Origin of the sequence: Novosphingobium sp. CF614 (genome assembly GCF_900113255.1) — a bacterium.
In the GTDB taxonomy this organism is placed as follows: Bacteria; Pseudomonadota; Alphaproteobacteria; order Sphingomonadales; family Sphingomonadaceae; genus Novosphingobium.
In genome coordinates this window covers 165144-178069 of record NZ_FOOR01000007.1, presented here as the reverse complement: position 1 = coordinate 178069, position 12926 = coordinate 165144, and the positions used below count along the sequence as shown (strand labels likewise).

General features: G+C 67.5%; 10 protein-coding genes. All 10 read right to left on the bottom strand.

Annotated features, from left to right (window positions below; translation table 11 throughout):
• Window positions 1-15: 15 nt before the first annotated feature.
• On the bottom strand, window positions 16-1473 hold the full coding sequence (locus tag BM052_RS10655; protein WP_091146447.1) for an NAD-dependent succinate-semialdehyde dehydrogenase: 1458 nt from the start codon (window positions 1471-1473) through the stop codon (window positions 16-18).
• The gene (locus tag BM052_RS10650; RefSeq protein ID WP_177198425.1) at window positions 1473-2327 is read right to left on the bottom strand and encodes a GNAT family N-acetyltransferase; all 855 of its coding nucleotides are present in this window, start codon (window positions 2325-2327) and stop codon (window positions 1473-1475) included. The genes BM052_RS10655 and BM052_RS10650 overlap by 1 nt, the downstream gene beginning before the upstream one ends.
• Before the next feature lie 330 nt (window positions 2328-2657).
• The gene (locus tag BM052_RS10645; protein WP_091146444.1) at window positions 2658-4493 is read right to left on the bottom strand and encodes an ABC transporter ATP-binding protein; all 1836 of its coding nucleotides are present in this window, start codon (window positions 4491-4493) and stop codon (window positions 2658-2660) included.
• On the bottom strand, window positions 4490-5314 hold the full coding sequence (locus BM052_RS10640) for an ABC transporter permease (RefSeq protein WP_091146442.1): 825 nt from the start codon (window positions 5312-5314) through the stop codon (window positions 4490-4492). Before BM052_RS10640 ends, BM052_RS10645 begins: the two co-directional genes overlap by 4 nt.
• Entirely contained in the window at window positions 5311-6306 is a 996-nt protein-coding gene (locus BM052_RS10635; RefSeq protein ID WP_091146441.1) for an ABC transporter permease, read from the bottom strand. The genes BM052_RS10640 and BM052_RS10635 overlap by 4 nt, the downstream gene beginning before the upstream one ends.
• Complete coding sequence (locus BM052_RS10630; RefSeq protein WP_091146438.1) at window positions 6291-7838, bottom strand: ABC transporter substrate-binding protein; 1548 nt, start codon at window positions 7836-7838, stop codon at window positions 6291-6293. Before BM052_RS10630 ends, BM052_RS10635 begins: the two co-directional genes overlap by 16 nt.
• Window positions 7839-8531, bottom strand: coding sequence for a haloacid dehalogenase type II (locus tag BM052_RS10625; RefSeq protein WP_091146436.1), 693 nt, complete (start codon window positions 8529-8531; stop codon window positions 7839-7841).
• Between the two features lie 152 nt (window positions 8532-8683).
• Window positions 8684-9613, bottom strand: coding sequence for a 2-hydroxyacid dehydrogenase (locus BM052_RS10620; protein WP_091146434.1), 930 nt, complete (start codon window positions 9611-9613; stop codon window positions 8684-8686).
• 80 nt (window positions 9614-9693) lie between these two features.
• Window positions 9694-11853, bottom strand: coding sequence for a TonB-dependent siderophore receptor (locus BM052_RS10615; RefSeq protein WP_091146431.1), 2160 nt, complete (start codon window positions 11851-11853; stop codon window positions 9694-9696).
• 443 nt (window positions 11854-12296) lie between these two features.
• Window positions 12297-12830 (bottom strand): septal ring lytic transglycosylase RlpA family protein, encoded by a 534-nt coding sequence (locus BM052_RS10610; RefSeq protein WP_255406074.1) that lies wholly within the window; start codon window positions 12828-12830, stop codon window positions 12297-12299.
• Between the last annotated feature and the right edge of the window lie 96 nt (window positions 12831-12926).

Below are 12926 nucleotides of genomic sequence, written 5' to 3'. Positions count from 1 at the left end.
CGTGCTCCCTTGCCCTTATCGTTCGAGGCCGCCGATGTGGAAGGCCTTCGTCTCCAGGTATTCCTCGATGCCCGCCGTGCCGCCCTCGCGGCCGAGGCCCGATTGCTTGATTCCGCCGAAGGGTGCCATTTCCATGGCGATGGAGCCTGTATTGAGGGCGACCATGCCCGCTTCCAGCGCCTCGGCCACACGGAAAGCGCGCGAAAGATCGCGGGTGTAGAAGTAGCTGGCGAGCCCGTAAGGCGTATCGTTGGCCATGGCAAGCGCCTGCGCCTCGTCCTCGAAGCGGAACAGCGGAGCGACCGGGCCGAAGGTTTCCTCGCTCGCCAGGCGCATGTCCGTGCGGGCATCGGCGATCACGACGGCGCGCGCGAAGTTGCCGTCCTTGCGCCCGCCGCCGGCCGCCAGGATGCGCCCGCCCTTGTCCAGCGCGTCGGCGACGTGTGCCGAGACCTTGGCCACCGCCGCGGCGTTGATGAGCGGGCCGATGGTCGATCCGGCCTCCATGCCCGGCGCCGCATGCAGTGCCGCGACGGCCGTGCCGAGCCTTGCCGCGAATTCGTCGTGGATCGCGGCATGCACCAGGATGCGGTTGGCGCAGACGCAGGTCTGGCCCGAATTGCGGAACTTGCTGACCATGGTGGCCTTGACCGCCAGGTCGAGGTCGGCGTCCTCGAACACGATCAGCGGGGCATTGCCGCCCAGTTCCAGGCTTACGCGCTTGATGGTGTCGGCGCACTGGCGCATCAGCAGCGCGCCGACGCGGGTCGAGCCGGTGAACGACAGCTTGCGGACATCCGGGCTGGCGGCGAAAGTCGCGCCGATTTCCTGCGGCGTGCCGGTCACGACATGGACCAGGCCCGGGGGGATGCCGGCGCGCAAGGCCAGGTCGGCCAGCGCGAGCGCGGTGAAGGGCGTGAATTCGGAAGGCTTGATGATGACCGGGCAGCCGGCGGCGAGGGCCGGCGCGCACTTGCGCGTAATCATCGCCGCCGGAAAGTTCCACGGGGTGATGATGGCGCTGGGTCCGACCGGCTCGGCCAGGACAATGATGCGCCGATCGCGTTCGGGAGAGGTGACGTTGCGGGCGCCGACGCGGCGGCCTTCCTCGGCGAACCACTTGATGAAGCTGGCGGAGTAGCGAATCTCGCCCTCAGCCTCGGGCAGCGGCTTGCCCTGCTCGGCGGTCATGATGCGGGCAAGATCGGGCAGGTTCTCCAGGACCAGCGCGTGCCAGCGTTCGACGAGGGCGCAGCGCTCGCCGGCGGTGCGGGCGCGCCACTCCGGCCAGGCGGCCATGGCGGCGTCGATCGCGGCCTGGGTTTCCGCCCGTCCGCACGCGGGGACATGGCCGACGAGGCTGCCGTCGGCGGGATTGTCGACGGCAATGCCGGTGCCCGGATCGGCCGCCAGCCAGGCACCCGCGACCAGTGCCGCTTCGCGCAGCAGCGAGGGATCGCGAAGCTGCGGCATCAGCCGAAGGCCTGGGCCGCGATGGCGAAGATCCGGCTGCCGGCCGCCGCGGCCGGCGGAGTTCCGCGCACCATTGTCGTAACGCTGTCCACGCAAGGCAGACCGATGTCCTCCAGCCATTCGGACAGGCCGGTGCCGTCGACCGCGTCGATGCGGCAGAACTTGCCTGCCGTGGCGCCCAGCCAATGGGTGACGAGCGCTTGCGCCCCGCCCAGATCGGGCGCGACGATCGGCGCGATCACGCGTCCACGCCCGAAACGGCGCAGCAGCGCGAAGCCGACCGGCTCGTGATCGCGCGAGAGCACGATCGACTGGCTGTCCTGCGCCAGCCGCGTGAAGAATTCGTCCCGGTCCATGCCGACCGCCCGGCTGTAGAGCGCGGGCAGCATGTCGTCGGTGGCGCCCATCGGGCGGACGCGTTCGCCGGGTTGCAGCGCCGCCAGCGGCATCGTCGGTGCCGGGCCGTGATGCTGGCGCACGGTCACGTAAGGCTCGAAACCCAGCCGGGCGTAAAGCGGCAGGCCGTCCGCCGTCGCGTTGAGCATGACGTTGCGGTTTCCAAGGCGGGCGAGCATGGCCTCCATCAACTGGCGGCCGATTCCCTCGCGCTGCTTTTCCGGGGTGACGATGACCATGCCGATCGAGGCGAAATCGTCGCCATAGCGCCAGGCCATGATCGAACCGACGACCTTGCCGTCGCACTCCGCCACGATGCCTTCGCCCAGCTCGAAGAACAGTTGCCAGTCCTCGGTCCGATGCGGCCAGGATTGTTCGGCGGAAAGTTCGACCGCGCGGGGCAGGTCCTCCATCGTCATGTCGCGCAACACGTTGGGGGCTTTTACCGCAACCACCATCTGACTTTCTCCGTTATGATCCGGCGATGTCCCGACGCCGGGCCTGTTGGTTTCATACCAAATCTCGTTGATCGGAACTCGTGTTCCCCGTCCCTTCGTCATTGCGAGCCGCCGAAGGCGGCGCGGCAATCCAGAACGGTTCGACGGCGCCCTGGATCGCTTCGGCGGCTTCGCCGTCTCGCGGGCGACGAAGGGAGAAGATTGAGTCTTGCTTCAAGCGACTTGGTTTCAGATGCCCTCTATCGACAAGGTAGAGGCATGAGGTGCTGGTTTTCCAGACCATTCGGAACAATATTGCGCAGCTATCGATGGCATCTCCGGACCGACCGGTCAGTTTCCCATGATCCCCGCCGAAGCGAGATCGGCCAGCGTGCGATGGCACAGGACGGCGTGGCTGCCGGCTTGGCGCAGGGGAACGGGCACGGTATCGCAAGTCCCGGCCACGGCAACCGGGCAGCGCGGCAGGAAGCGGCACAGCGCTTCGCCCCGGGGGTTCTCGAGCGCGGCGCCAGGCAGGGCGGCACGCTCCACGGCGGCGCGATGGGCGAGCCAGCCCCGGTCCATCTCCGGCACCGAATCGATCAGCAGGCGCGTATAGGGATGGCGGGTATCGCCCGCGAATTCGGCCCGGCTCGCCTGTTCCACGGCATTGCCGGAATAGAGCACGAGCATATCGTCGCAGAACGCCTTCACGGTCGATATGTCGTGGCTGATAAAGACCGTGGCGATCCCGAGTTCGCGCCGCAGCCCGTCGATGAGGTCGAGGATGGCGGCCCCCACCACGGTATCGAGCGCGGACGTCACTTCGTCGCAGAGCAGGACGTCGGGTTCGGCGGCAAGGGCGCGGGCGAGGTTGATCCGCTGCTTCTGGCCGCCCGACAGCTCGGTGCTGCGGCGCGCCCCGATCTCGCGCGGAAGCTGGATCAGGTCCAGCAGTTCGGCCACCCGGGTATCGGCGGCCGCACCCTTCATGCGGTGGAAGAAGGCCAGCGGGCGCGCAAGTATCTGCCCGACGGTATGGGCGGGGTTCAGGGCGGTGTCGGCGTTCTGGAACACCAGTTGGACCCGCCGCAACTGCTCCCGGCTGCGGCGCGCCATGTCCGGGGGCAGGCGCTCCCCTTCCAGCAGGATTTCCCCTGCGGCGGCGGGCAGCAGGCCGGCGATGACGCGCGCGAGCGTCGATTTGCCCGAACCCGATTCCCCGATGATCCCCAGCGTCGCCCCGCGCCGCAGGACGAAGCTCACGTCGCGCAGGACCGGGATCGCGGGAATCCCGTCGATCACTCGGCCATATCCGGCGTGAAGGCCGGAGACGGCCAGGACTTTTTCCCGGCCCGTTTGCGAGGCCGGGCGGGCCGCCGGGCGGACGGCGGCGAGCAGCGAGCGCGTATAGTCGCTGGCGGGGGATTCGAGCACTTGCGCGGCCGGTCCCTCCTCGCACATCCGGCCATTCTTCAGCACGGCGATGCGGTCGGCGACTTGGGCGACGACGGCGAGGTCGTGGCTGACGTAGATCGCGGTGGCCCCGCTCCGCGCGATCGCCGCCTTGAAGGCACGGAGAACTTCGACCTGGGTCGTCACGTCGAGCGCGGTGGTCGGCTCGTCGAGAATGACCAGCTCGGGATCGGTGATGAGCGCCATGGCCGCCATGAGCCGCTGGAGCTGGCCGCCCGACACCTGGTGCGGGTATCGCTGGCCGATGATCTCCGGCGAGGGCAGGGCGAGGGCGCGGAACAGTTCGATGGCCCTGGCCTGGGCCGTCCGCCGGTCGGCCAGGCGGTGGACCAGCAGCGGCTCGATCACTTGCGCCATGATCGGGCGCGAGGGATTGAAGGCCGCCGCCGCGCTCTGCGCGATATAGGCGATGCGGCGTCCGCGCACGGTGCGCAGCGCGTCTTCGCCGAACCGATCGATGCGCAAATCGCCAACGCGGATGCAGTCGGCCGAGATGCGCGCGCCGAAGCGCGAATAGCCCATCATCGATAGCGCGATGGTCGTCTTGCCGGAGCCGGATTCGCCGATCAGGGCCAGGACCTCGCCCGGGGGGATCGCGAAGGAGATATCCTCGACTATGGCCTTGCGGGCGCCGTTCGGGCCGGCGACGTCGATGACCAGGTTGCGGACTTCGATCGCCGCGCCGTTCGCGCCTTCGCCACCTTCGCTCATCCCTTTGCTCCGGGCTTGAGCGCGTCGATGAGCAGGTTCGCCCCCACCGTCAGCGTGGCGATGGCGAGCGCCGGGGCGATGATGGCGAGTGCCCCCTCGGTGATGCCGGAAATGTTCTCGCGCACCAGGGAGCCGAGGTCCGCGTGCGGGGGTTGCACGCCGAGCCCGAGAAAGCTGAGGCCCGAGAGCAGCAGGACGACGAAGACGAAGCGCAGGCCCATGTCGGCCAGCAGCGGGTGGATCATGTTGGGCAGCACTTCGCGCAGGGCGATATGGAAGGCCCTTTCGCCGCGGGCGCGCGCCACCTGCACGAAGTCTAGCGCGACGAGGTTCATCGCCAGCGCGCGGGCGATGCGGAAATTGCCGGGAACGTAAGTGAAGGCGGCAATGAGCAGCAGCAGCGACAGCGAGGAACCGAAGGCGGCGACAAGGACCAGCGCGAAGATCTTCGAGGGAATCGAGATCAGCGTATCCATCGTGCGCGAGATGATCTCGTCGGTCCAACCGCCACGGACCGCCGCGACGAGGGCCAGCGATGTGCCCGTCGCCACCGCCAGCAGGGCCGCGCCCAGCGCCAGGAGCACCGTATAGCGCGAGCCCCAGAGCAGGCGGCTGAGCACGTCGCGGCCGAGATAGTCACTGCCCAGCCAGAACCGCGCCGAGGCGCCGCTGAACACGTCCCGATCCACGAAGGCGCCTACCGGATACGGCGCCAGCGACGGTCCGGCAAGCGCGACCGCGAGCCAGAACAGCACCAGCCCCAGGCCGATGCGGCCGGATATCGGCAGCGTTCGCAAGGTCTGGGCGATCTTCCCGCTCATGCCCGCAGCCTCGGATTGGCGAGAATGGCGATCACGTCCGCCACCAGCATCAGGGCAAGGTAGGTGGCGCAGAAGATCATCGCGCAGGATTGCAGCAGGGGCATGTCGCGGCTGGTCACGGCATTGACCATCAGGCTGGCGAGGCCTGGAAAATTGAAGATCGTCTCGACGATGATCGCCCCGCCCATGAGGTAGGACAGCGAAAGCGCCATGGCGTTGACCACCGGCCCCACCGCATTGGGCATGACGTGGAACAGCACGATGCGCGAGAAGGGCACGCCCTTGAGCCGCGCCATCTCGACGTAAGGCCGGTCGAGCTGGTCGGCGACGGCGGCGCGGGTCATGCGCGCCATCTGGGCGACGACCACGCACGTCAGCGAGAACACTGGCAGGGCATAGGAGCGCAGCGTTTCGCTCCAGCTCGCATCGGGCGTGACCAGCGCGATCGAGGGCAGCCACAGCAGCTTGACGGAGAAGATCATGACGCCAAGCGTCGCGATCAGGAATTCGGGCATGGCCACCAGCGACAGCGTGACGACGTTGAGCATGCTGTCGAGCTTGCCGCCCCGGTTGACGGCGCTGCCGACGCCGATCGCCAGGGCCAGTATCACCGAGACCACGGCGGTGATCCCGGCCAGCGTCAGCGTGTTGGGCAGGCGGTCCGAAATGATCCGGCTGACCGGCATGTTGGCGACATAGGACATGCCCGGATCGCCGCGCGCGATGCTGCCGAGCCAGTCCATGTAGCGCACGGGAGCCGGGCGATCGAGGCCCATCTCGTGCCGCAGGGCGATGACTTGTTCCCGCGTCGCGCTTTGGCCGAGGGCTTCCTGCGCGGCGTCTCCCGGCAGCAGGCCGCTGACGGTGAAGATCACCACTGAAACGAGGAACAGCGTCAGCAGCGAGGACAGCGCCCGCCTGGCGATCAGCGGCGCGATATTGCCCAAGGTCGAGCGATGCGACGCGGCGCCGGCCATCAGCCGTCCCACCATGCGTATTCGGCGAAGCGATAGCCCATGAAGGCTCCCAGCGGGATCGGGCGCAGGCCCTTCAGGCGGCGATCGTGGCCGTCCACGAGGCTGATGAAGACGGGAATGGCGACGCCGCACTTGTCGTGGACGATGCGCTGCATCTCGCCGTAGAGTTCGCCGCGCCGCGCCTCGTCCGCTTCGCCGCGTGCTTCCACCAGCAGGCGGTCGAAGCGCTCGTTGCGCCAGCCGCTTTCGTTCCACTCCGCGCTCGACTGGAAGAACAGGCTGAAGATGAGATCGGCGGTCGGGCGCGGGTTGCAGTTTCCGAAAGTCAGGGGGTGGCGCATCCAGTGCGTCGACCAGTATCCATCGGCGGGCACGCGGTTGACCGCGAAATCGAGGCCGACCTTCGAACCGTATTCCTGGAGGATCGAGGCCAGGTCGACCGCGCCCACCGCGGCGGTGGCGGCGAAGATCGGCATGCGCACGCCGGTCAGCCCGGCGCGCCGCACGTGCCAGCGGGCCTTGTCGAGATCGAGCACGGTCTGCGGCACGTCCGGGTTGAAATAGGGCTGGAACGGCGCGATCGGCTGGTCGTTGGCGATCGTCGCATAGTTGCGGAACAGGGCGCGCTTCACCAGCGGCCGGTCGATCATCAGCTTGATCGCCTGGACGAAATCGGGATTGCCGCTGGGCAATTGGTCCTGGCGCATGATGAGATCGGTGAAGAGCGAGGAAGGCGTGGCCATCACCGCATAGCCCGGATCGGCCTCGACGCGGCGGGTCGATCGCGGGTTGATCGCATTGCAGAGCTGGACATCGCCCGAAAGCAGCGCATTGACCCGGCCGACCTCGTCGGGGATCGCGATCAGCTCGACGCGTTCGAGGCGGGGACGGCCGGGAATCCAGTAGTCCGGGTTGCGCAGGGCCACGGTACGCACGCCGGGTTGGAACTCCGCGAGCGTGAAGGCGCCGGTGCCGGTGCCGTCGGGCGCGGGCTGGCCGGCGCGCACGATCAGGAAATGGGACTGGGCCAGGATCGTCGGCAGGTCCGCGTTGGCGCCGGTCAGCCGCAGGATCACGCCATAGCGGCCATCGGCGCGCACTTCGGCGAACTGCCGGGCGATGGCCGCCATCTTCGAGCCGACCGCCGGATCCTTGTGCCGCAGGAGCGAGAACACGACATCGCGTGCGGTCAGCTCGGCCCCGTCATGGAAGCGCACCCCGCGCTGGAGGTCGAAGTGCCAGGTGATGCGATCGGCGCTCTCGAACGCACGGGCGAGCGAGGGGCGCGGAACCAGGCTCTCGTCCTCGATGCAGGTCAGCCCGTTGTAGAGCATGAAATGGCGCGTGTAGTCGGTGGCCATCGCGCCCTTGGCCGGGTCCAGGGTATCCGCCGTGGAGGCGGCCTGCGTGGCGACGCGGATGCTGCCGCCGCGCTGCGGACGGGCGGGTTTCTCGCCGCCGCCGCATCCACCCAGGGCAAGCAGGCCCACCCCCGCCAGGCCGGTGCCGATCAGCCCGCGCCGGGAAAGGTCGCGCCCGATCGGCACTCAGAGGCCGACCACGGCCGGCAGGCAGCCGATGTGCGGAATCTCGACGTCGCGATAGCTGGCGTTCGACGGCTCGTGGCCGCGACCGACGAAGACGCGGCAGCCGAAGCCGAGATCGGTGGCGGTGTTCTGGTCGTAGCGGAAGCTGGAGGAGACGTGCATCATCACTTCCGGCCCGCAGCCGAGCTGGTCGAACATGTATTCGAACGCCTGCATGCGCGGCTTGTAGGCCTGCGCGCTCTCGGCGGTATAGACGCGGTGGAACGGCGCCCCCAGCAGCGCGACATTGTGCGGGATCTGCTCGTTCATCGCATTGGAGAGGATGACGAGCGGGATCTTGTCGGCGATCCGGACAAGGCCCCCCGGCACGTCCGCGTGGGGGCCCCAGGTCGGCACCGCTTCGTAGATCGCGTCGGCGTCCGCCTCGCGGTACTCGACGCCGAACTTCCGCGCGGTGCGGCGTACGGCATTGCGGATCAGCTCGCGATAGGGCTGCCATGGGCCCATGGTCTCGTCGAAGCGGTAGGTCGAGAAGACCTGGCACATACGGTCCATGGCTTCGGGCGCGATACGGTCGGCGAAGAATTCCCGGGCCATTTCCGACATGCGGAAGCGGATCAGCGTGCCGTAGCAGTCGAAGCTGATGTACGCGGGCCGGAACGGGGGAACGAAGACGGGACTGGCGCTGGTCATGTCGTCACTGGATCCTCATGCGCGGGCCACTGCCGCCGCGCTTCTCACTGTGCATAAGGCCACCGCCCGCGCGCTACTTGTTTCCGATTGCGTGGGCCAAGTGGGGGTCATTGCGGTTTTGCATTCGCCCATTCGGCATAGCATGCCGCCGGTCAGTAGCCGCGCCGGCGATCGATTTCTCCTTCGGGTTGCCGGCCGGCCAGGACATGCCGGAGATTGGCGATCAGCGAATGCACGGCGGTTTCCCGGCGGGTCACGCCAGCGATGTGCGGGGTCAGGAAAATCGCGGGATGCGAATGGAATGGATGGCCCTCCGGCAGCGGCTCCGGGTCGGCCACGTCGAGGAAGGCGGCCGAGAGCTGGCCTTCGTCCAGCGCCGCGCGGAGGTCTTCCTGGACCAGGTGGCCGCCGCGCGCGGCGTTGACGATGGCGGCCCCGCGCGGAAGGCGGTCGAACAAGTCGCGGCACAGGATGCCGCGCGTTTCGTCGGTCAGCGGCAGCAGGCAGACAAGGATGTCGCACTGGGCCAGGAACGGATCGAGGCCGCCGGCGCCGGCATGGCATTCCACTCCGTCGATCTCGCCGCCGCCGCGGCTCCAGCCGAGCAGGCGAAAGCCCAGCGGTGCCAGCGCGGTCAACGAGGCGCGCGCCAGCTCGCCAAGCCCCAGGAAGCCGACGCTTCGTTCGGAGCACAGCAGCACGTCGCGCGGAGTCCAGCGGCCGGCGCGTTGCTCGGCCAGGTAGAACGGCAGGTCGCGGTGCAGCGCGAGCACCGCCATGACCACGTACTGCGCCATGGTGGTGGTGATGCCCGGCTCGATCATCCGCACCACCCGCACATGCGGGGGAACGATGCCGAGGTCGAGCTGGTCGACGCCCGCGCCGATGCTGAACAGGATCTCCAGCCTGGGCAGGCTCGCGATCAGTTCGGGCGTGAGCGTCCAGGCGACGAGGAAGCGGATATCCCCGGCCTCCTCCAGGTCGGGCCAGCAGCGGAATTCCACTTCCGGCAGTTCCCGGGCGAAGATTTCACGCCACAGCGCGCCGCGCGCTTCATCGCCGCAATGGAGGATCGCGGTCATCGTTCCGCTCCCGAAAGATGGTTTGCCGCCGCCGCTCCCCGCTGGACGGGGAGCGGCGGACATGCGCTGGGAGGCCGTTCTCAGAAGGAGAAGTCAACCCGGAAAGTGACCGCGCGCGGCGTACCGGGCGTCACCCAGTAACGGTGATAGGAAGCCGGGTAGTACGTCACGTTGAACAAGTTGGTGGCATCGAGGCTGAGCTTGACGCTCTCGCTTGGCGCGTAGCTGGCCATAGCGCGGACCAGGGTGTAGTCCGGCAGGTGGAAATCCACCCCGGTTTCGCCCAGCCGCTTGCCGACGTAGTTGACGCCGCTGCCGATCGTCACCACGCCGGCATCGCCCAGGTCGAATTCCTTGGTCACGAGCAGGTTGGCCGCGTGCTTGGGGATGTTGATGAGCGAATCGCCCGGAAGAATGGTGAGGCCGAAGCTCATGTCCTGGGAGGCGGTGGTCCAATAGGCATCGGTATAGGCATAAGTGCCGATGACGTTGAAACCGCCCGGCAGCCTTGCGTTCACGTCCGCCTCTATGCCCTTGCTCCGCGCCGATCCCGCCGCGATCGAGAAGTTCGCGTTGTTCGGGTTCATGGTGAGGATGTTGTTCTTCTTCATCGTGAACGCGGCAAGCGTCGCCGAGATGGCATTGTCGGGCGAGACGAAGCGCAGCCCTGCTTCATAGGACTTGCTGGTTTCCGGCGAGAACGTGTTGCCGTCAGCATCGAGGCCGCTGTTCGGCCGGAAGCCCGTGCCATAGCCGGCGTAGATGCTGAGCGTGTCGGTCAGTTCATAGAGGGCGCCCGCCGTGGGGCTGAAGCGCTTGCGAACGTTGATGGTGATCGGGTTGACAGTGGCCAGATGGTTGTCGACGTTCTGGCGGAAGTGGTCATAGCGCCCGCCGACGCGGATCTTGAAATGATCGGTGATGTCGATCTGGTCCTGGAAGTAGATGCCCCAGGATTTCTGGACTTCCTTTGAATTCGTGATCGTCACGTTCGGCGTCGGCATCTGGCCATAGACCGGATCGAAGATGTCGATCGCGTTGTTGCTGGCGGTGATCGCCGAACCGGCGGTATAGCTGCCGGGCCGGAAGCGCTGCTGCAGCAGGTTGATCTCGAACCGGTCCCAATCGGCGCCGACCAGTACGTGGTGCGTGAAAGGCCCTGTGTAAAGCTTGCCGGAAACCTCGCCACGGAACACCATGTTGGTGGTGTCGTAGTCGCGGAAGCGGCGCTGGCGGGAAAGATAGTTGCCGGTCTCTTCCAGCGTCTGGCGGCCGCCGGAAAGCTCCGCCTCGGTCGAATAGCCCCCGAAGCTGGTGTCGCGATAGCCGAAGCCGGCGAGGAAGACCCAGTCCTTCGCAAGTTCCTGCTGCAACTGGACCTGGTGGCCAAGCACCTTGACCTTGATCGGCCCGTCGCCCGGTTCGCCGAGGAAGGTCGAGCGCGGGATCCGGCCCAGTACGCCGTCGATGGCCACGACGCCGCGATCGAACGGCACTTCCTGGTCGACGTACTCCATCTCGTAGCTGAGACTGGTCGAGGACGTGGGCTGGAACAGCACCGAGGGCGAAGCCACGATCTTGTTCGATTCGATCGTGTCGCGGAAGCTGCCGGCGTCCTGCGCGGCGCCGTTCAGGCGCACCGCCAGCTTGTCCGACAGGGCGAGGTTGTAGTCGCCTTCGACGCGGTAGGTATCGAAGCTGCCGGCCGAGGCCGAGAAGCTGCCGAAAGTGTTGTCGAGCGTGGCCTTCCTGGTGATGATGTTCACCGTGCCGCCGGGCTCGCCGCGCCCGAACACGGCGCCGTTCGGTCCCTTGAGGATCTCGATCCGCTCGATGTTCGAGGCATCGCGCGGACCGCCGTAGCCGCGCCCGCCGTTGAAGCCGTTGACCAGGAAGCCGCTCGGGAAATTCTCGTCGCCCGCGAAGCCGCGCACCGCGAAGGCATCCCACAGGCCGCCGAAGTTGTTCTGACGGGCGATGCCGCTGGCAAGATCGAGCGCGGTGTCGAGGCGGGTGATGTTGAGATCCTTGAGCATCTCGCCATTGATTTCCTGGACCGACTGCGGGATCTCTCTGAGCGGAACGTCGCCGCGATATTGCTGGCGCTGGCCGACGACCGTGATCGCATCACCCGTGGCGGCCTCGTCCGCGGCCTCGTCTGCCAGGGCCGTGCCGGGAAATGCCAGCAGCGCCGTTCCGGCCAACAGGGAAGCATGAACTGCGGAATTCCAAATCGTCATCTCGTGACCCCTCACTAGAATTGTTCCCACGTCCTGCGAATTCCGAGCGAGCAGATCTTTTCGGCCGCGATTCCGCACTTTTCCGCGGGCTTGAGCGAGCCGATCCGCTTCTATTTTCACGATTGAGCCTATCTGTCCCATGGCAAATCTTCGATCGTAACGAGGGGCATCGGCGGTTGAATATGACGAATTGGGGTCAGTGGCCGCGCATTCTGCCGTGATGGGGAAGGGGGAGCAGGCGGCACCGCCGGCGGGGATCGTCGGACTTGTCGGAAGCAAGGCACGGTTCGGCGGGCATTGCGCCGGCGTGGGAACGGATCGCTGGCTTCGCCGTTATCGCAAGTGAGGTCGACGCGGCGCTTCCCCCACCCCCTCCGCCGCCGCGTCGGCCGGCTTCAGCCTGATCGACCCCCGATCGACCAGCGTCAGGCCGTCATCGCGCTTCAGCCGCCGGGCGAAAGCACCGCGAGTTGGACCATGCCGCTGCCCGCCCGGGCAATGCCGATCTGGCGCGCGGCGGCCTCGGACAGGTCGATCACGCGGTTGGAGTGGAAGGGGCCGCGATCGTTGATGGTGACGATCACCGAATCGCCGGTCGACGCGTTGGTAACCTGGACCTGGGTGCCGAAGGGCAGCGTGCGGTGCGCCGCGGTGAGCGCGCCGGGATCGAACCGCTGGCCGCTGGCGGTGCGGCTGCCGGCCAGGCTCCGGCCGTAAAAGCTGGCCATGCCCGAACCGATCGGCTCCAGCTGCGGTTCGACCCTCGGCGCGTCGGGGGCCGGGATGATCGAGGCGGGAACGGCGGGCGTGGCGGCGTCGTTTATCGCGATATGGACATCACGGGAATCGGCATGGACCGGTCCGGCGAGCGGCAGGGTCATGGCTGCGGCGAGGGTGGCCAGGAAACCGGTGCGCTGGCCCCTGCGCTGTTGGCCCCTGCGCTGGTTGATGCGCTGGCCGATGGGCTGGAATGCCAAGAAGACCCCACTTCGCCGTTGTCGATGCCGGGGACTCCTACAGGCGGAGGGTTAACTTGGGCACCCCCGGAGCCCCCGCCGGCAAGCGGCCCGTCG

What these genes read in the sequence shown, in the direction of transcription:
- BM052_RS10655 (WP_091146447.1), bottom strand. Translation starts at nt 1,473, where the DNA reads ATGCCGCAGCTTCGCGATCCCTCGCTGCTGCGCGAAGCGGCACTGGTC.
- BM052_RS10650 (WP_177198425.1), bottom strand. Translation starts at nt 2,327, where the DNA reads ATGGTGGTTGCGGTAAAAGCCCCCAACGTGTTGCGCGACATGACGATG.
- BM052_RS10645 (WP_091146444.1), bottom strand. Translation starts at nt 4,493, where the DNA reads ATGAGCGAAGGTGGCGAAGGCGCGAACGGCGCGGCGATCGAAGTCCGC.
- BM052_RS10640 (WP_091146442.1), bottom strand. Translation starts at nt 5,314, where the DNA reads ATGAGCGGGAAGATCGCCCAGACCTTGCGAACGCTGCCGATATCCGGC.
- BM052_RS10635 (WP_091146441.1), bottom strand. Translation starts at nt 6,306, where the DNA reads ATGGTGGGACGGCTGATGGCCGGCGCCGCGTCGCATCGCTCGACCTTG.
- BM052_RS10625 (WP_091146436.1), bottom strand. Translation starts at nt 8,531, where the DNA reads ATGACCAGCGCCAGTCCCGTCTTCGTTCCCCCGTTCCGGCCCGCGTAC.
- BM052_RS10620 (WP_091146434.1), bottom strand. Translation starts at nt 9,613, where the DNA reads ATGACCGCGATCCTCCATTGCGGCGATGAAGCGCGCGGCGCGCTGTGG.
- BM052_RS10615 (WP_091146431.1), bottom strand. Translation starts at nt 11,853, where the DNA reads ATGACGATTTGGAATTCCGCAGTTCATGCTTCCCTGTTGGCCGGAACG.